The sequence below is a fragment of the Paractinoplanes globisporus DSM 43857 genome, assembly GCF_000379645.1.
In the GTDB taxonomy this organism is placed as follows: Bacteria; Actinomycetota; Actinomycetes; order Mycobacteriales; family Micromonosporaceae; genus Actinoplanes; species Actinoplanes globisporus.
This window is the reverse complement of sequence record NZ_KB903294.1, coordinates 1,402,674-1,420,571: the sequence shown is the minus strand read 5'-3', so window position 1 is coordinate 1,420,571 and position 17,898 is coordinate 1,402,674. Positions and strand designations below refer to the sequence as shown.

General features: G+C 72.2%; 13 protein-coding genes and 1 pseudogene. 9 read left to right on the top strand and 5 right to left on the bottom strand.

Annotated elements, in window-relative coordinates; translation table 11 throughout:
* Positions 1-33: 33 nt before the first annotated feature.
* Positions 34-1,023, top strand: a complete 990-nt coding sequence (gene mgrA, locus A3CQ_RS0106185) for an L-glyceraldehyde 3-phosphate reductase (protein WP_020510052.1) — start codon at positions 34-36, stop codon at positions 1,021-1,023.
* A 171-nt stretch (positions 1,024-1,194) separates the two neighbouring features.
* On the opposite strand, the gene A3CQ_RS51700 is transcribed toward mgrA, so the two are convergent.
* Positions 1,195-3,447 carry an ATP-binding protein gene (locus A3CQ_RS51700; RefSeq protein WP_020510051.1) on the bottom strand — a complete coding sequence of 751 codons (2,253 nt, stop codon included), beginning with the start codon at positions 3,445-3,447 and terminating at the stop codon, positions 1,195-1,197.
* A 120-nt stretch (positions 3,448-3,567) separates the two neighbouring features.
* Here A3CQ_RS51700 and A3CQ_RS0106175 point away from each other — a divergent pair, with 120 nt between their 5' ends.
* Together A3CQ_RS0106175 and A3CQ_RS60555 are read left to right on the top strand one after the other, a co-directional pair.
* The gene (locus tag A3CQ_RS0106175) at positions 3,568-4,098 is read left to right on the top strand and encodes an RBBP9/YdeN family alpha/beta hydrolase (protein WP_020510050.1); all 531 of its coding nucleotides are present in this window, start codon (positions 3,568-3,570) and stop codon (positions 4,096-4,098) included.
* Between the two features lie 38 nt (positions 4,099-4,136).
* A pseudogene (locus tag A3CQ_RS60555) lies at positions 4,137-4,911 on the top strand (IS5 family transposase); the annotation flags it as partial.
* Between the two features lie 32 nt (positions 4,912-4,943).
* On the opposite strand, the gene metH reads toward A3CQ_RS60555, so the two are convergent.
* Together metH and A3CQ_RS0106155 are read right to left on the bottom strand one after the other, a co-directional pair.
* Positions 4,944-8,579, bottom strand: a complete 3,636-nt coding sequence (metH, locus tag A3CQ_RS0106160) for a methionine synthase (protein WP_020510047.1) — start codon at positions 8,577-8,579, stop codon at positions 4,944-4,946.
* 118 nt (positions 8,580-8,697) lie between these two features.
* On the bottom strand, positions 8,698-10,371 hold the full coding sequence (locus tag A3CQ_RS0106155; RefSeq protein WP_020510046.1) for a bifunctional 3'-5' exonuclease/DNA polymerase: 1,674 nt from the start codon (positions 10,369-10,371) through the stop codon (positions 8,698-8,700).
* Between the two features lie 105 nt (positions 10,372-10,476).
* On the opposite strand from A3CQ_RS0106155, the gene A3CQ_RS0106150 reads away from it, so the two are divergent.
* The 4 genes from A3CQ_RS0106150 to A3CQ_RS0106135 are packed head-to-tail and all read left to right on the top strand — an operon-like array spanning position 10,477 to position 14,228.
* Positions 10,477-11,154 carry a response regulator transcription factor gene (locus tag A3CQ_RS0106150; protein WP_020510045.1) on the top strand — a complete coding sequence of 226 codons (678 nt, stop codon included), beginning with the start codon at positions 10,477-10,479 and terminating at the stop codon, positions 11,152-11,154.
* A 26-nt stretch (positions 11,155-11,180) separates the two neighbouring features.
* Entirely contained in the window at positions 11,181-12,518 is a 1,338-nt protein-coding gene (locus A3CQ_RS0106145) for a sensor histidine kinase (protein ID WP_020510044.1), read from the top strand.
* A gap of 34 nt (positions 12,519-12,552) precedes the next feature.
* Positions 12,553-13,461, top strand: coding sequence for an ATP-binding cassette domain-containing protein (locus A3CQ_RS0106140; protein WP_020510043.1), 909 nt, complete (start codon positions 12,553-12,555; stop codon positions 13,459-13,461).
* Entirely contained in the window at positions 13,458-14,228 is a 771-nt protein-coding gene (locus A3CQ_RS0106135) for an ABC transporter permease (RefSeq protein WP_020510042.1), read from the top strand. The genes A3CQ_RS0106140 and A3CQ_RS0106135 overlap by 4 nt, the downstream gene beginning before the upstream one ends.
* A 77-nt stretch (positions 14,229-14,305) precedes the next feature.
* Here the strand turns inward: A3CQ_RS0106135 and A3CQ_RS0106130 are convergent, their stop codons facing one another.
* Both A3CQ_RS0106130 and A3CQ_RS0106125 read right to left on the bottom strand, forming a co-directional pair.
* Positions 14,306-15,133, bottom strand: a complete 828-nt coding sequence (locus A3CQ_RS0106130; RefSeq protein WP_020510041.1) for a metal-dependent hydrolase — start codon at positions 15,131-15,133, stop codon at positions 14,306-14,308.
* A gap of 95 nt (positions 15,134-15,228) precedes the next feature.
* Positions 15,229-15,684: a DUF1707 SHOCT-like domain-containing protein gene (locus tag A3CQ_RS0106125; protein ID WP_020510040.1), complete on the bottom strand. Its 456-nt coding sequence runs from the start codon at positions 15,682-15,684 to the stop codon at positions 15,229-15,231.
* Between the two features lie 220 nt (positions 15,685-15,904).
* On the opposite strand from A3CQ_RS0106125, the gene A3CQ_RS0106120 reads away from it, so the two are divergent.
* Both A3CQ_RS0106120 and A3CQ_RS0106115 read left to right on the top strand, forming a co-directional pair.
* A complete protein-coding gene (locus tag A3CQ_RS0106120) occupies positions 15,905-17,227 on the top strand; it encodes a sensor histidine kinase (protein WP_020510039.1) in 1,323 nt (440 codons plus the stop codon).
* Complete coding sequence (locus A3CQ_RS0106115; RefSeq protein ID WP_020510038.1) at positions 17,224-17,898, top strand: response regulator transcription factor; 675 nt, start codon at positions 17,224-17,226, stop codon at positions 17,896-17,898. The genes A3CQ_RS0106120 and A3CQ_RS0106115 overlap by 4 nt, the downstream gene beginning before the upstream one ends.

Genomic DNA, 17,898 nt, shown 5'->3' with positions numbered 1-17,898 from the left:
GGTTTTGACGCTTCCGCCGACCGATATTCGTCGATGGAGTACCGCCGCACCGGCCGCAGCGGGCTCAAGCTGCCCGCCGTGTCGCTCGGGCTCTGGCACAACTTCGGCGACGACAAGCCGTTCGAGACGCAGCGGGACATCCTGCGGCGCGCCTTCGACCTCGGCATCACCCACTTCGACCTGGCCAACAACTACGGCCCGCCGTACGGCTCGGCCGAGACCAACTTCGGCCGTCACCTGGCCGACGACTTCCGCCCGTACCGCGACGAGCTGGTCATCTCGACCAAGGCCGGGTACGACATGTGGCCCGGGCCGTACGGCGAGTGGGGCTCGCGGAAGTACCTGACCGCCTCACTCGACCAGTCGCTCAAGCGGATGGGCCTCGAGTACGTCGACATCTTCTACTCGCACCGCCTCGACCCTGACACGCCGCTCGAGGAGACGATGGGCGCGCTCGCGGCGGCGGTGAAGGCGGGCAAGGCGCTGTACGTCGGCATCTCGTCGTACTCGCCCGGCAAGACCGAGGAGGCGGCGGCGATCCTGCGCGACCTCGGCACGCCGCTGCTGATCCACCAGCCGTCGTACTCGATGCTGAACCGCTGGATCGAGGACGGCCTGCTCGACGTGCTCGAGTCGGCCGGCGCGGGCTGCATCGGCTTCTCGCCGCTGGCCCAGGGGATGCTGACCGACCGCTACCTGAACGGGGTACCTTCCGGTTCCCGCGCCAGCGAGCACAAGTCGCTCTCGACCGACCTGCTCTCGGCGGACAACATCGACAAGATCCGCGCGCTCAACGACATCGCGGCGGCGCGCGGGCAGTCGCTGGCGCAGATGGCGATCGCCTGGACCCTGCGTGACCCGCGGATGACCTCGGTCGTCCTCGGCGCGAGCAGCGTGGCCCAGCTGGAGAACAACGTGGCCTCGCTGGCCAACACGTCGTTCTCCGGCGAGGAGCTGGCGGCGATCGACAAGTACGCCACGGAGTCCGGCATCAACCTCTGGGCCCGGTCCAGCGCGGTCTGAACCACCTCGGCGGGGAACCCGGGAGGCGCCGGCCGCGGCCGCCCCCGCGGCCGGCGTGCCCCCCGGATCAGTACACGATGCCCGCCGCGTACCGGGCTTCCCGGTGCGCGGCGAGCAATCGGCCGCGGGTGGTGCCCTGACCTGTGGTTATGCGCGGGGGACGGGTGAACGTCAGCGAACGGCGAGCAGCCCAAGAACCCGGTCGGCGTCGGCGGCGCGGCCCTGCTCCGCGTACATCACCAGGGCGCGGAGCAGGCTCGACCGGCCCTCCTCCTCCCGCCCGGCCAGCGCCAGCAGCACGTGGCCGAGCCGGGTCAGCGTGTTCGCCTCCGAGGAGAGGTTGCGCAGCTCGCGGTAGACGGCGGCCGCCGCGGCGTAGCGCTCGGCCGCCTGAACGAGCCGGCCGGACGCCTCGGCCACGATGCCCAGGCTGTCGAGCGTCGCGGCCTCGCCCGACCGGTTCCGCAGGCGGCGATGCAGGTCGAGGGCCTGCTCGCAGATCAACTCCGCACGCTGGTGCCGGCCCAGGCCGACGTACGTCTCGCCGAGCGCGTTCAGCCCGATCGCGACCCACGACGGGTTGTCCACCTCGCGGAACAGCCGCAGCGCCTCCTCGGTGTGGTGCAGCTGGCGCACCGCGTCCCGGCCCTCCCAGGCGAACCCGAGCGCGCGGTGGGCCTGCGCGAGGTTGGGCCGGTCGCCGACGGTCGCGAACTGGACGCGGGCCGGCTCCAGCAGCGCCAGCGCCTCCCGATGGCGGCCCTGCCGCGCCCGGATGTTGCCGAGGCAGAGCCGGGCCAGCGCCAGCGGCCGGGGATCGCCCGCGCGCTCGGCCGCCGCCAGCCCGCGCTGCCAGGTCTCGTCGTGCCGGGCGACCAGGCCGCACCGGTACTGGTAGTTGTCGAGGCTCCAGGCCAGCTGCCAGACGACGGTGTGCCATCCGCGCTCGGCGGCCAGCTCCTGCACGGCCGGCAGGTTGCCGTCGTTGTCGCCGAACCAGCGCAGCGCGGCGTCGGCGCTCGCGTGCCGCCGGGTCACGACGCCGGGCGCGGGCTCGGCCAGGGCGATCGGCGGCCGTTCCGGGCTGAGCAGCCGTTCCCCTTGGTACGCCCCGCCCAGGTAGAAATCGGCCAGCCGGCGCTCGGCGGCCGCCCGCTCGCCCGCCGGCACCTCGGTGACCGCCCGCTCGGCGGCGAACGACCGCATCAGCTCGTGCATCCGGAACCGGCCGCGCACCGGCTCCTCTAGGAAGCCCGCGTCGCCCAGCTCGGTCAGCACCACGCGCGTCTCCGGCTCGGGCCGGCCGAGCAGGCTCGCTGCGGCCTCCAGCTCGATGTCGACACCGACGCCGAGGCCGAGCGTGCGGAACGCGAGCCGGGCCGGCGGGTCGAAGGCCGCGTAGCTCGACGAGAAGATCGTCGACGTGTCGCTGGTGAACAACCGCTCGACGACCTGGGCGAGCGGCCAGGTCGCGTGGACGGCGGCCCGCGCCGCGATCACGCTCAGTGCGAGCGGCAGGCCGCCGCAGCGGCGGATCAGGTCACGGACGGCGTCGGGCTCGGCGTCCACCCGCGCCCGGCCGACGCGCGAGGCCAGCAGCTCGTGCGACTCGGCGTCGGTCAGCACGTCCAGGTGCAGGATGCGGGCGTTGTGCGCGGAGAGCAGGTCGGGCCGCTTGTGCCGGCTCGTCACGACCACCGTGCTCGGGCCGTCGCCGGGCAGCAGCGGGCCGATCTCCTGGTCGGCGGTGACGTTGTCGAGCGCGACCAGCAGCCGGCGCCCGGCCGTGAGCTCGTGGTACTGGATCGTCTGGTCGCCGACGTCCTCGGGGATCGAGCGGGGCGGGACGCCGAGCGCGAACAGGAAGCGGTGCAGCACCTCGCCGATCGACCCGACCTCCCGCAGGTCGGCGTAGAGCTGGCCGTCGGGCCATTTGCGGGTCAGTCCGTGCGCCCAGTGCAGCAGGAGCCAGGTCTTGCCCACGCCGGGCTGACCGCTGACCACGGTGAGGGTGCGGGTCGCGGCCTTGCGCCCCTCGACACCGGCGGCCGCGGAGAGGGCGGCCAGGTCGCCGGGGCGGCCCACGAACCCGGTCGGCGCCGGCTTGAGCATCCGCGGGGCGCGGATCCGGCGGGCCGTCCGGGCGTTCGCCATCGAGTCCTGGGCGCTCTCGGCCAGGTGGAACGCCCGCGTCGCCTCCTCGGGCGTCGCGCCCAGCGCCTCGGCCAGCCGCCGGGCGGTCTCGGGGCGCGGCACCTTCCGCCCGTTCAGCACGTCGCTGAGGTGGCCGGTGCTCATCCCGGCGCGGCGGGCCGTCCCGCCGCGGGTGGCCGGCGGGCCGGAGGGTGGGTGGAACGCGCGGTGGGTGAGGACCGCGAGCAGGGAGAGCAGATCCGCGTGTGGACCGACCGTGTCGGGGGCCATGGGCTGGGCTCCACGTGGCTCGACGGTTGGTGGCGGTTGGTACCGCCTCCTTCACTATCGCGCGCTTCGATAGGTTAGGCATCACCCGCTTGTGCGATGGCATTCCGGGAAGGAGCGACAGTGGGACGCAGGGCGATCATCTTCCACGGCACGGGGGCGAACCCGTCGGTGGCGTGGTATCCGTGGCTCGCGAAACGGCTGGCCGAGCGTGGTTTCGAGGTCGAGGTGCCGCACTATCCGGGCCTCAACGTCGAGCCGATCGCCGAGTTCCTGCCCGGTGTACTCGCCGCGCATACGTTCGACGAGCACACCGTGCTGGTGGGCCACTCGGGCGGAGCCGCGTTACTGCTGGCGCTGCTCGAGCACGTGCCGGCCGAACAGGCGTTCCTGGTCGCCGGGTACTGCACGCGGCCCAACGACTCCGAGGAGCCGGTGCTCCAGGAAAGCTACGACTGGGACGCGATCCGGTCCCACGCCCGCGAGTTCTACTTCATCAATTCCCTTCGCGACCCGTACGGCTGCGACGCCGGCCAGGGGCGCACCATGTTCGAGCGGCTCGGTGGCACCCAGATCGTCCGCAACGACGGCCACTTCGGCGACTACGGCCAGGACTACGACGAGTTCCCCCTGCTGGATCGCCTCATCGGCTAGGCCTTGTCCTGCCGATCTGTTGATCAGTTCTGGTTGATGTGTCGGGTGTTGGTCGTGGTGAGTTGACGGATAAGGCGTGGGCGGTGATCGAGCTGTTGTTGCCGGAGCCGGGCCGTAGATCCGGGCGGTGGCGGGATCACCGTCAGGTGATCAACGGGATTTTGTGAAGCTGCGGACCGGGGCGCCGTGGCGGGACCTGCCCGAGCGGTACGGGCCGTGGAAGACCTGCCATGAGCGGTTGCGGCGGTCGACCGATGACGGCACCTGGGAGGCGATCCTCGCCCGGGCCTAGGTCTACGACGACGGCCAGCCGGTCGAGTGGGTCATCAGCGTGGATTCCAGCGTCGTGCGTGCTGACCAGCACGCCGCTAGGGCACGCAATAAAGGGGATCTGCCGGTGGGGTCGCGATACCGGCGCAGGACGGTGAAGCGCTGGGTCGTTCGCGGGGTAGCCTGACCACGAAGATCCATCTCGCGGTCGATGGACGCGGCCGGCCGCTGTCGGTGCTGCTCACCGCCGGTCAGGCGGGCGACAACCCGCAGTTGCTGCCGTTGCTGGACGCGGTCCGGGTGCATGACGGCGGCTCGGGACGGCCCCGGAAGAAGCCGGACATGCTGATCGCGGACAAGGCCGACGCCCACGATCCCACCCGGGCGGCGTTACGCCGTCGCGGTATCGCGCACACCATTCCCGAACGCGTGGATCAGGTGGCCCGCCGGGCCGCGAAAAGCAGCCACGGCGGGCGTCCACCCGTCTTCGACGGTGAGATCTACCGGCAGCGAAACGTCGTGGAACGCTGCTCATCGCCGCTCTGATCTGGTTGAGGTGATCGGCAGGACAAGGCCTAGTCGATCTCGTACGCGAGGTTCGGGCGCAGCCAGCGCTCGACCTCGTCGAGCGGCATGCCGCGCCGGTCCGCGTAGTCGACGACCTGGTCCTTGCCGATGCGGCCGACGGTGAAGTACTTGGCGTCGGGGTGAGCGAAGATCAGGCCGCTCACGGCGGCGGCCGGCATCATCGCGAACGACTCGGTCAGCCCCACGCCGATCGCGTCGGTGCCGAGCAGCTCGAAGAGGTCCTTCTTCTCGCTGTGGTCGGGGCTCGCGGGGTACCCCAGCGCCGGGCGGATGCCGCGGAACCGCTCGGCGTGCAGGTCTTCCAGCACGGGCTGCGACCCGGGCTCGAACCACTCGCGGCGGGCCTGCAGGTGGATGTGCTCGGCGAACGCCTCGGCCAGGCGGTCGGCCAGGGCCTTCACCATGATGGCCCGGTAGTCGTCGTTCTCCGCCTCGTAGCGCGCGGCCAGCTCGCCGGCGCCGTGGATGGCCACCGCGAAGCCGCCGAGGTGGTCGCCCGAGCCCTTCGGGGCGATGTAGTCGGCGAGGCTGCGGTTGGCGCGCCCGGCCGGCTTCTGCGTCTGCTGGCGCAGCATCGGGAACGTCGTGCCGTTGTCGAGCACGATGTCGTCGCCCTCGGCGTGCGCGCCCCAGAACCCGTACAGGCCGCGGGCCCGGAACGACCCGTCGGCGATGATCTTGTCGAGCAGGGTGTTCGCGTCGTCCCACAGCTCGCGGGCCTCGGGCCGCTCGAGGATCTGCGGGAACTTGCCCTTGAGCTCCCAGGCCAGGAACAGGAACGTCCAGTCGATCATCTCGCGCAGCTCGGCGATCGAGGGCTCCACCACGCGTACGCCGGTGAAGGCCGGAGTGGGCAGCTCGCTGAAGTCGACCACCTCGCGGTTCTCGCGGGCGGCGGAAACGGTCAGGAGCGGCTGGGCGTGCCGGTTGGCATGCTGCTCGCGCAGTCTTTCCTGGTCGACCCGGTTGGTGGCGTCGAGTTTCTCGGCGCGGTCGGGGTCGAGCAGGTCGGCGACAACGCCGACGACCCGGGAGGCGTCCAGCACGTGCACGGTCGACGAGGAGTAGGCCGGGGCGATGCGGACGGCGGTGTGCTGTTTCGACGTGGTGGCGCCGCCGATCAGCAGCGGCAGCTTGAGGCCGCGGCGCTCCATCTCGGCGCCGACCGAGACCATCTCGTCGAGCGACGGGGTGATCAGGCCGGAGAGCCCGATGACGTCGGCGCCCTCGGCCACCGCGGTGTCCAGGATCCGGGCGGCCGGCACCATCACGCCGAGGTCGATCACCTCGTAGTTGTTGCAGCCCAGCACCACGCCGACGATGTTCTTGCCGATGTCGTGCACGTCGCCCTTGACCGTGGCCAGCACGACCTTGCCCTGGCCGCGCTCGGCCTCGACGCGGCCCTCGAGACGCGCCTGCTCCTTCTCGGCCTCCATGAACGGCTCGAGGTAGGCCACCGAGCGCTTCATGACCCGGGCGCTCTTGACCACCTGCGGCAGGAACATCTTGCCCGAGCCGAACAGGTCGCCGACGATCTTCATGCCGTCCATGAGCGGGCCCTCGATCACTTCGAGGGGCCGCGGGAGCAGCTGGCGGGCTTCCTCGGTGTCCTCCTCGATGAAATCGACAATCCCATGCACGAGGGCGTACGAGAGACGCTCGGCGACCGGCGTCTCGCGCCAGGACAGGTCGACCTCGCGCTGTTTGCCCTTGCCGGTGACCGTCGACGCGAACGTGACCAGGCGGTCGGTGGCGTCCTCGCGGCGGTCGAAGAGCACGTCCTCGACGAGCTCCAGCAGGTCGGCCGGGATGTCCTGGTAGACCGCGAGCTGGCCGGCGTTGACGATGCCCATGTCGAGGCCCGCCTTGACCGCGTGGAACAGGAACGCCGAGTGCATGGCCTCGCGGACCACGTCGTTGCCGCGGAACGAGAACGACAGGTTGGAGATGCCGCCGCTGGTGCGCACGCCCGGGCAGCGCTCCTTGATCAGCGGGAGGGCCTCGATGAACGCCTTCGCGTACCCGTTGTGCTCGCTGATGCCCGTCGCGACCGCCAGCACGTTGGGGTCGAAGATGATGTCGTCGGGCGCGAAGCCGGCGCCGACCAGCAGGTCGTAGGCGCGGCCGCAGATCGCGACCTTCCGGTCGCGGGTGTCGGCCTGGCCCTGCTCGTCGAAGGCCATGACGACCACGCCGGCGCCGAACTCGTGGATGCGACGGGCGTGCTCGAGGAAGACCTCCTCGCCCTCCTTGAGGCTGATCGAGTTGACCACGCCCTTGCCCTGCACGCACTTGAGGCCGGCCTCGAGCACGCTCCACTTGGAGCTGTCGATCATCACGGGGATGCGGGCGACCTCGGGCTCGGTGGCGATGAGGTTGAGGAACGTGGTCATCGCCTGCTCGCTGTCGAGCAGGTCGGCGTCCATGTTCACGTCCAGGAGGTTGGCGCCGCCGCGCACCTGGTCGAGCGCCACGCCGACGGCGCCCTGGTAGTCGTCGGCCTCGATGAGCCGGCGGAACCGGGCCGAGCCGGTGACGTTGGTGCGCTCGCCGATCATCACGAAGCCGGTGTCGGGGCCGATCTCGAACGGCTCGAGGCCGCTGAACCGGGTGGTGGGGGCGGGCGGGTTGATCGCCCGCGGGGTGAGGCCGGCGACCGTGGAGGCGATCTGCCCGATGTGCGCCGGCGTCGTGCCGCAGCAGCCGCCGACGATGTTGACCAGGCCGGCCGCCGCGAACTCGCCGACCAGCGCCGCGGTCTCGGCCGGGGGCTCGTCGTAGCCGCCGAACGCGTTGGGCAGGCCCGCGTTCGGGTGGGAGGCCACGAAGACGTCGGCGAGGCGGGCCAGCTCGACCACGTGCGGCCTCATCTGGGTGGCGCCCAGCGAGCAGTTCACGCCGACGACCAGCGGGTGGGCCCGCTCGATCGAGCGCCAGAACGCCTCGACGGTCTGCCCGGAGAGCGTGCGGCCGGACAGGTCGACGATCGTCACCGAGATCCACAGCGGCAGGCCCGGCGCGACCTCGTGGGCGGCGGCGATGGCGGCCTTCGCGTTCAGCGTGTCGAAGATCGTCTCGACCAGCAGCAGGTCGACGCCGCCCTCGGCCAGGGCCGCGATCTGCTCGGCGTAGGCCGCCTTGACCTGGTCGAACGTGACCGCGCGGAAAGCCGGGTCGTCGACCTTGGGCGACAGCGAGAGCGTCACGTTGAGCGGGCCGACCGAGCCCGCGACGAACCGGGGCTTCCCGTCCGCCGCCTCGGCCTCGTCGGCCGCCTGGCGGGCCAGCTGCGCTCCGCGGACGTTCATCTGCCGGACGTACGCCTCGAGGCCGTAGTCGGCCTGCGCGATGCTGGTGGCCGTGAACGTGTTCGTCGTCGTGATGTCGGCGCCGGCGGCCAGGTATTGCCGGTGGACGTCGAGGATCACGTCGGGCCGGGTCAGGATGACCAGGTCGGGGTCGCCCGTCACGTCCTGCTCGTGGTCGGCGGGAATCAGGTCGCCGCGGTAGTCCTCGGGCTTGAGCCCGGCGCCCTGCAGCATCGTGCCCCACGCGCCGTCGAGCACGAGGATGCGCTCGCTCAGCAGGCGCTTGAGCTCATCAAGACGAGAAGACTTCTCCATACCGACCACCTCCGTGGATACAACGGAGGCGCCCTTGGTCGGAATTCACCGAGCGAGCGTGGCGGGTGTCACCCCGTTGCAGCGCCTCTCGCTTCGGACCATTTAAGGTACCCCACTCTCACTTCGCATCGGCGTACGCGCCAATTACTGAGACGTCGAGGGGGAATCTCACCGACGTCTGGCCGAAGAGCAGGCGCCCGGCCTGAGTAGCGGCGGCGCGCACGGCCTCGGACACTGCGGCCGTTTCCTCCTCGGGGCAATGCACCACCACCTCGTCGTGGACGAACAGGACAAGCTCGGCCTTACTGCCCTCAAGGGCGGTGCGCAGGGTGGCCAGCAGCACCAGGGCCCACTCGGCGGCGGTCGCCTGGACGACGAAGTTGCGGGTGAAGCGGCCCCGGGCCCGGCCGGACGCGCCGCCCTGCGGACTCTCGGCCGAACCGGCCTCGTCGGGCGGGTCGAGCCCGGCATCGCGCCAGGCCGCCGCGGCCGGCGGGCAGGTGCGGCCCAGCCAGGAGCGGACCAGGCCGCCGGCCTCGCCGGTGCGGGCGGCGGCCTCGACGAACTCGAACGCCACCGGGTAGTGCTTGCGGAGCACGGCCAGGGCCGGGATCGCGGCGCCGCCGGTCTGCCCGTACATCGCGCCGAGCAGCGCGACCTTGGCCTTGGCCCGGTCGCCGTCGAACGAGTCGGTGGCCAGCGCCGCGTAGAGGTCGCCGGCGGCGGCCGCGGCGGCCAGGCGACGGTCGCCGGAGACCGCGGCGAGCACGCGCGGCTCGAGCTGGCCGGCGTCGGCCACCACGAACCGCCAGCCGGGGTCGGCGATGACCGCGCGGCGCACCACCTTGGGCACCTGCAGGGCGCCGCCGCCGCGGGTCGCCCAGCGGCCGGAGACCACGCCGCCGGGCACGAACTCGGGGCGGAACCGGCCGTCGCGCACCCAGGCGTCGCACCACGCCCAGCCGTGCGCCGTCCAGATGCGGTAGAGCTCTTTGTATTCCAGAAGGGGGCGCACGGCGGGATGGTCGACCCGCTTGAGGACCCAGGCCCGCGTGTTCGGAATGTCGACGCCGTTGCGCGCGAACGCCCGGACCACCTCGGCCGGGGAGTCGGGGTGCAGGCCGCGCAGGCCGAGCGCGTCGTTGATCTCGGCGGTCAGCTCGGCGAGCCGGCGCGGTGGCCCGACCGGCTGGGGCGGGCCGAGCAGCTCGCGCAGCAGCTCGTCGTGCACGTCGGCGCGCCAGGGCAGGCCGGCGTGACCCATCTCGGCCCCGACCAGGGCGCCGGCCGACTCGGCCGCGACCAGCAGCCGGAACCGCCCGGGATGCTCGGCGCCGCTCATACGGGACAGCTGGTCCGCGTACACCTCGTGGATGGCCTCGAGCACGTCGAAGCCGGCGGCGGCCGGCGGAGCGGAACCGGTCTCGAACAACGCGCCCTGGGCGAAGCCCGGCGGTTCCGGCTGCCGCGGCGGCGCATCGGCCGGCACCGGCAGGCCACGCAGCCGTGCCCGCGCCGCGGCCAGGGAACGCGGCGCGCCCCACCAACCGGCGTGACCCTGCAGCAGCGCCTCGGTCAGCTCGAGATCGTGACAGCGGGCCACCCGCACCCCGGCCCGCAGCAGCACCGGATAGATCTCGGCGGTGGCCGGCCACACCCAGCGGGGCTGGTCGGCGGCCTCGCGCTCGGCGATCGCGGCCGCCAGATCGGGGGCGGGGCGCGGCGGACCGGCGGGCGACCCGTCGGCCCGCAGATCCTGAAGCCGCCCGTCGGGCGACACCGCTACCAGCACGGGACCATTCTCCGGCCGGGGTACGACATTTTCCGGTGAGCCCTCCCAGAAGGCCTGTGAAGACTCTCAGCGGCATCTCAAGCCCCCGTGACTAGCCTCGTTCCCATGGCCCGGCTGCTGGTGGTCGACGACGAGGACACGGTGCGCGGCCTGCTGGCCGACGCGTTGCGGTTCGCCGGCTTCGAGGTGACCACCGCGGCGACCGGTGACGAGGCGGTGAGCCGGGCCGCGGCGGAGCAGCCCGATCTGATCCTGCTCGACGTGATGTTGCCGGGCATCGACGGCTTCGAGGTGGTGCGGCGGCTGCGCGAGGGGCGGCGGCACGTGCCGGTGCTGTTCCTGAGCGCCCGCGACGCGCCGGAAGACAAGGTCAACGGCCTGACCCTGGGCGGGGACGACTACGTGACCAAGCCGTTCCACCTGCCCGAGCTGGTCGCCCGGATCCAGGCGGTGCTGCGGCGGGCCGGGGGAGTCTTCGACGGCGGGCTCTCCGTCGGTGATCTGACGCTCGACCCGCTCGACCAGGCGGTGACCCGATCCGGCAAGGCGGTGCGGCTGTCGCCGACCGAGTTCCGGCTGCTGCACTGCCTGATGGCCAACGCGGGTCACACCGTGCCGAAACCGCGGATCCTCGAGGAGGTCTGGCGGTACGACTTCGCCGGTGACACCAGCATCGTCGACACGTACATCAGCTACCTGCGGCGAAAGGTCGACACCACCGAGCCCAAGCTGATCCACACCGTGCACGGCGTCGGCTACGTGCTGCGGGCGCCCCGGCGATGAGGCCGCGCTCGCTCCGCTCCCGGCTGGTGCTGATCACGACGGTGCTGCTGGTGGCGGGGATCGTGGCGAGCGACGCGATCGTGCTCGGCGCGCTGCGGCAGCACCTGGTCGAGCGGGTCGACCGGCAGCTGACGCCGCTCGCGCAGCTCATGGCCCGCCTCGACCCTTCGGTGCTCGGCCCGGCCGGCTCCGACGTGACGCGACGGGAAGGCGGCGGCCTCGATCTGGTCACCGCCATGGCGATCGTCTACTTCGACGCCCGGGGAGTTCCGGTCAGCTCGGTGCACACGTCCGCGGCCGTGCCCGATATTTCCGGAAATGTGCGGCGTCCGTTCACGGCCGGGGACTGGCGGGCCGTGGTCGTGGCGCGTCCGGGCGGCGGCTCGGTCGCGGTCGCCGGGTCGCTCGACGCGGTCGACGGGACGGTGCGGCGGCTGCAACTGGTCTGCGCGGTGACCGGCCTGTTGTTGATCGCGGCGTTGGGGACGGCCGGCTGGTTCCTCGTCCGGGCGGGACTGCGGCCCCTGCGCACGATCGAGGACACCGCCGCCGCGATCGCCGCCGGTGATATCACCCACCGCATCCCGGCCGGGGGCCGGCCCGGCTCCGAGGTCGCCCGGCTCACCGACGCCCTCAACGGCATGCTCGCCCAGCTCGAGCGCGCCTTCGCGGCCCGCGCCCAGTTCGTCGCGGACGTCAGCCACGAACTGCGCACCCCGCTCTTCGGCATCAAGGGGTCGACCGAGCTCGCGCTCATGGGGGCCGTCGGCGTCGAGCGAACGCTCAGCCGGATCGACACCGAGGCCGGGCGGCTCGCCGCGCTGGTCGAGGACCTGTTGCTGCTCGCGCGGCTCGACGTGCAGGCGCCGGTGCTCGCCCCGGAACCGATGGACCTGCGGACGCTCGCCGCGTCGGCGCTGGCCGACCTGCGTGCTCTCGACGCGGAGCGGCCCGTGCGGATAACCGGCCCCGGCGGCGACGGCGACGGAGAACCGGCGCCGACGCTGGGGGACGAGGCGCGGCTGCGGCAGGTGGTGGTCAACCTGGTCGGCAACGTGCACGCACACACCCCGCCCGGCGCGCCCGCGCGGATCGGGGTGGGCAACGACGGCGACTTCGCGATCCTGGAGGTCGCCGACGCCGGTCCCGGCATCCCGCCCGAGCAGCGCGAACGGCTCTTCGAGCGCTTCCATCGCGGCGACGACTCGCGTAGCCGGAACGGGACGAGCGGCGCCGGGCTCGGGCTGGCCATCGTGCGCTCGCTGGTGGAGGCCCACGGTGGCCGGGTCGAGGTCTTTCCCGCCGCGCCCGGGACGACATTTCGGATATGTCTCCCGCTCCTAGAGGACTCTCAGAAGCTCTGACGACCCTCGCAGGGAGGCGGGCGACGCTCTCGGCATGATTGAACTGCGCGGACTCACCAAACGCTTCGGCGACGCCACCGCGGTCGACGATCTCACCTGCACGTTCCGCCCCGGTGTGGTCACCGGGTTCCTCGGTCCCAACGGCGCCGGCAAGACCACCACCATGCTCATGACGCTCGGCCTGCAGCGGCCCACCGCCGGCACCGCTCACGTCGACGGCCGCCGCTACCGCGACCTGCCGGTGCCGATGCGGGAGGTCGGGGCGCTGCTCGACGCCCGGGCCGTGCACGCGTCGCGATCGGGACGCAACCACCTGCTGGCCCTCGCGCTCAGCAACGGACTGCCGCGCCGGCGGGTCGGCGAGGTGCTCGAGCTGGTCGGGCTCGCGGCGGTGGCGTCGAAGGCGGCCGGGACGTACTCGCTCGGCATGAGCCAGCGGCTGGGCATCGCCGGGGCGCTGCTCGGGGATCCCCCGGTCCTGCTCTTCGACGAGCCGGTGAACGGGCTGGACCCGAGCGGCATCGCGTGGGTGCGCACGCTCATGCGCGACCTGGCCGCCGAGGGCCGGACCGTCGTCGTCTCCAGCCATCTGATGAGCGAGATGGAGCAGACCGCCGACCATCTCGTGGTGATCGGCAAGGGCCGGTTGATCGCGGACACCTCGCTGGCCGGCTTCCTGGCCGAGCGGTCGTCGTCGGAGGTGCTGGTGCGGGCGGCCGGCGCCGGCTTCGCCGACACCCTGCGCGCGGCGGGTGCCACTGTCGCCGAGCACGTGTCGGGTGAGCTTCTGGTGACCGGGATTGACGCGTACGCGGTGGGGAAGCTCGCACTGGCCAGCGGAACCGTTCTCACCGAGCTGGCACCGCGCCGGAGCTCGCTCGAAGAGGTCTTCATGGCGATGACCGCGGAGAGCGTCGAGTTCAGCGGGGGTGCGTCCCGATGAGCGTCGTGCGTGCGGAATGGGTGAAGTTCCGGTCGCTGCGGTCGGTGTTGTGGACCGCGGGGACCGTGCTGGTGCTGATGGCCGGGCTGGGGGCGCTGTTCAGTTTCGGCCGTGCCCATGAGCTGGCGGTCGAGGGGACCGCTGCGGATCGGGCCGCCTTCGATCCGACGGCGGCCAGCCTGTCCGGCCTCCTCTTTGCCCAGATCGCGGTCGGGGTGCTCGGCGTGCTCGCGGTGAGCAGCGAGTTCGCGAGCGGCAGCATCCGGCCCAGCCTCGCGGCGGTGCCTGTGCGCGGGCGGCTGCTGGCGGCGAAGGCGGCCACGGTCACCGCGGTGGCCCTGGTCATCGGGTGGGCGGGCGGTCTGGCGGCATTCCTGCTCGGTCAGGCGATCATCTCCGGCCAGGGCCTGGCCAGTGCCTCTCTCGGCGACGGCGGCGTGGTGCGGGCGCTCCTGGGCACCGGCCTCTACCTGACGGCCATAGCCCTCTTCGGCCTGGCGGTCGGCGCGATGATCCGTTCCACGGCCGGCGCCCTGACCATCGTGATCGTCGTGATGCTGCTCTTTCCCATCTTCTCGGCGGCGCTGCCGTCGGGTCTCGCGCGGTGGATCGCCAAGTGGTGGCCGTCCATGGCCGGCATACGCGTCGTGACGACGACGCCCGACCCGGCGGTGCTCGGGCCGTGGGCGGGTTTCGCGGTGCTCGCCGCCTTCGGCGCGATCGTCCTGGCCGCGTCGTTCGCGGTGTTCGGCCGCCGAGACATCTGACCGCCGATCGCCGGGGCCGCACCTGGGTGCGGCCCTCCTAGCGGGTGCCATGGCCCGGTGTCTCGCCGGGCAGCCGATCAGCGGTCGCTGTCGGCCCAGGCGTTGAGATCGATGCGGTGCAGCAGGTTCGGGGCGAACATGGCGGCGATCGCCAGCAAAGCCACCACGGTAAAGGCCGTCCGGAGCACGATCGTCTCCATCTTGCCGCCGACCTTGACCGCTATGCCGTTGGGGACGCCCACCATCCGCCACATCCGCCGCCCGGTGGGAAGGGGCCACAGGATCGGCACCCCGGCCGAGGTGATGATGTCGCCCATCAGATGCACGAGGCAGCCGACCCCGACCGCGAAGCCGAGCATCGGATAGCCCCGATCACCCGGCAGCCGGGCCGCCGTGAAGACGGCGATCGCCGCCGAGCAGAGGGTGACGATGACCCAGCCGGCCCGCTCGGCCCATTCGTCGAAGAGGCCGCGCAGCGCGAGCCCGGCCATGAGGAAGATGATCCCGACGACCGCCCACTTGCCGAAGTGTGTGCACAGGGCCGTCGTGCCCCAGCCGATCAATGCGGCGAACGGCAGCGTGTGGGTGAAGGTGCGGTGACCGTTGTTGCGGTCCGGGTCCCTGCTCAGCCGCGTCGCCGTGTAGATGCCGAGGGAGAACTTCTCGATCACCTCGGCCACGAACAGCGAGAACACGCCGAACGTGCGGGCCACCGTGGCGCCGCCCTGGTTGCGGGTGACCTTTCCGGACAGATCGAGGTCGGGCAGCAGTGCGCCGCCCGCGCAGACCGTGGCCCCGACCGCCACGGCGAGCGGTGACTGGTGGTAGTCGGCGAACGTGTCCAGTGCCCAGCTGCCGGCCAGCCAGGCTGCCGCCCCGGACAGGGCGTGCGACGGACCCATCATGTGTGTTGCCCCTCCCCGGACCGCAAACCCGGTCACTGTCGCAGAGCGGGGAGGGGTGATCAACAACCGCCACGTCCACTATGGAGTGTCGTGACTCACCTGTGTCCGGGGGCGTTCCACGGCGCCACGCGGTACTGCGCGTGGTAGTACGCGCCGTAGCGGCGCCAGCGTGCGTGCCGCACCAGACCCATGACCAGGAACACCAGTGGGATGGCCGGCCAGAAGAAGTGCGCCCCGGAGAGGACCCACAGGCCGGTCAGGAACAGGGCGGCGAGCGCCACGAAACTGGCGTGCCGGCGCAGGTGTCGGCGTGTCGCGAGACGCGCCTGCGGTGTCTCGGCGAGGGCGCGCCGGCCACCGTCGGGGAGGTCCGCCGTCAGCGGCCCCAGCTCGTCGCGGTACTTGGCGGCGTAGGTGGCGGCCAGCCGCTCCTCGCCCTCCTCCAGGTTGAGCCGGCCCTCGGCCATCGCGGCCCGCAGGATCTCGGCGATCTGCTCGCGTTCCTGGTCGGACGTGCGCATCCGGGCCGGCCCGGTCCAGTTCTCGGTCATCTGCTTCTCCTCGTGGGCGTCGTGTATCCCAGAGTCGCCCTTCCTCGCCCTGCGGGCGTCGGACCGGGGTCGCATTTCCGGCTGCGGCTTTTCGGTGGTTCTGTCCTCTTTCCCGTACGCCCGGCAGGCCGTCACCTACGACCAGGGTCGTAGATGAGCGATTCGTGAATCAGACCGTGCTCCGATGCTGAGAAACCGCTGATCCCGTAGTTTCGGCCGCATGGAAGACACGCGACCGTGGGGGCCACCGTGGCGGCAGGATCGCCGCACCGGCCGGTACCGTCCGCGCGTCGGCGTCGGCACCGCGGTGGTGGCCGGCTTCTTCCAGGTCGTCGGGGCCAACAACACGGCCGCCGAGGGCGGCGTCTACCGCGCGATGACCCCGCTGGTCTACGCGCTGCTGCTGGCCGGCCCGGCCGCCCTGCTGTTCCGCTGGCGCTACCCGGTCGCCGCGTTCGCCGTCGCCGCCGCGGCCTCGCTCGGGTTCGCCACCTTCTCGGCCCCGCGCTGGACGATCGCGGTCGCCCCCGGCATAGCCCTGTTCAACCTGGCCAAGCGCGGGCGCGCCCGGCTGGCGGTGGTCGTCGCCGCCATCGGCTTCGCGGCCTACCTCGCCGTCTGCTGGGTCTTCGCCGAGCAGCTCGGCGTCCCGACCGGCGCCCGGGCCGACCTGCCCTCGGCCGTGCTGCTCGCGGTCGGCTTCGCGGTACTGATCTTCCTGGGCGGCGCGGCCAAGGTCCGCGGCGAGCACATGGCCGAGATGATGAAGGTGCGGGCCGAGCGGGCCAAGGCCCACGAGGAGCAGGAGCGCCGCCAGGCCTCCGAGGAACGGCTGCGCATGGCCCGTGAGCTGCACGACGTGCTCGGCCACCACCTCTCGCTGATCAACGTGCAGGCCGGCGTCGGCCTCCACCTCATGGACAGCCGCCCCGAGCAGGCGCGTGAGGCCCTCACGGCGATCAAGACGGCGAGCGCCGAGGCGCTGCGCGAGGTGCGCGCGGTGCTCGACGTGATGCGCGCGGAAAACGAGGCCGCCCCGCGCCAGCCGGCCGTCGGGCTGAGCCGCCTCGACGACCTGACGGCCGACGCCGGCCTGCCGATCACCACCAAGGTGACCGGCGACGCGCGGCCGCTGCCGGCCGAGGTCGACCGCGCGGCGTACCGGATCGTGCAGGAGGCGCTCACCAACGTGCGCAAGCACGCCGGCCCGGGCGCCACGGCCTCGATCGCGATCGACTATCTGCCGACCGCGCTGCACCTGGCGATCCGCAACGAGGGCCCGGCCGCCGAGGACGCCGACGCCCGCTCGGGCGAGGGCACCGGCATCGCCGGCATGCGGGAACGAGCGCAGACCCTGGGCGGCAGCGTCGAGGCCGGCCCGGTCGACGGCGGCTTCCTGGTCTCGGTGCTGCTGCCGACCCCCGACGACCCGCCCGGCCCGGGCCGTGGCCCCGGCGACAGTGGCGGCCCCGACTCGCGGCGCGGTGACTACGGTCGCGGCTACGACTACGACCATGACCTCGACGGCGGGAGAGCCGGATGATCTCGGTGTTGCTGGCGGACGACCAGGCGCTGGTGCGGGCCGGCTTTCGGGCCCTGCTCAACGCCGAGCCCGACATCCGGGTCGTGGCCGAGGCCGCCGACGGGCTCGAGGCGGTCAAGCAGGCCCAGCAGACCCACCCCGATGTCGTGCTCATGGACATCCGCATGCCCGGCGTGGACGGGCTCGAGGCGACCAAGCGGATCGCCGCCGACCCCACGCTGGCCGCGACCAAGGTGGTCATCCTGACGACGTTCGAGCTCGACGAGTACGTCTTCGAGGCGCTGCGCGGGGGAGCGTCGGGCTTCCTGGTCAAGGACACCGAGCCGGTCGAGCTGCTGCGCGGCGTGCGCGCGGTCGCGGCCGGGGACGCCCTGCTGTCGCCGAGCGTGACCCGGCGGGTGATCGGCGAGTTCGCCGGCAAGGGCACGGCGGGCCGCCCGGTCGCGCCGCCGGCCCAGATCGACCCGCTCACCGACCGGGAACGGGAGGTTCTCGTGCTGGTGGCCGAGGGCCTGTCCAACGACGAGATCGCCGCCCGGCTGGTGATCAGCCCGGCCACGGCGAAGACGCACGTGAGCCGCACGATGATCAAGCTGGGTGCGCGGGACCGGGCCCAGCTGGTCGTCTACGCGTACGAGGCCGGGCTTATCCGCCCGGGCTGGCTCACCTGA

What these genes read in the sequence shown, in the direction of transcription:
- A3CQ_RS0106150 (WP_020510045.1), top strand. Translation starts at nt 10,477, where the DNA reads ATGGCCCGGCTGCTGGTGGTCGACGACGAGGACACGGTGCGCGGCCTG.
- A3CQ_RS0106140 (WP_020510043.1), top strand. Translation starts at nt 12,553, where the DNA reads ATGATTGAACTGCGCGGACTCACCAAACGCTTCGGCGACGCCACCGCG.
- A3CQ_RS51700 (WP_020510051.1), bottom strand. Translation starts at nt 3,447, where the DNA reads ATGGCCCCCGACACGGTCGGTCCACACGCGGATCTGCTCTCCCTGCTC.
- A3CQ_RS0106115 (WP_020510038.1), top strand. Translation starts at nt 17,224, where the DNA reads ATGATCTCGGTGTTGCTGGCGGACGACCAGGCGCTGGTGCGGGCCGGC.
- metH (WP_020510047.1), bottom strand. Translation starts at nt 8,579, where the DNA reads ATGGAGAAGTCTTCTCGTCTTGATGAGCTCAAGCGCCTGCTGAGCGAG.
- A3CQ_RS0106120 (WP_020510039.1), top strand. Translation starts at nt 15,905, where the DNA reads ATGGAAGACACGCGACCGTGGGGGCCACCGTGGCGGCAGGATCGCCGC.
- A3CQ_RS0106135 (WP_020510042.1), top strand. Translation starts at nt 13,458, where the DNA reads ATGAGCGTCGTGCGTGCGGAATGGGTGAAGTTCCGGTCGCTGCGGTCG.
- A3CQ_RS0106125 (WP_020510040.1), bottom strand. Translation starts at nt 15,684, where the DNA reads ATGACCGAGAACTGGACCGGGCCGGCCCGGATGCGCACGTCCGACCAG.
- A3CQ_RS0106130 (WP_020510041.1), bottom strand. Translation starts at nt 15,133, where the DNA reads ATGATGGGTCCGTCGCACGCCCTGTCCGGGGCGGCAGCCTGGCTGGCC.
- mgrA (WP_020510052.1), top strand. Translation starts at nt 34, where the DNA reads ATGGAGTACCGCCGCACCGGCCGCAGCGGGCTCAAGCTGCCCGCCGTG.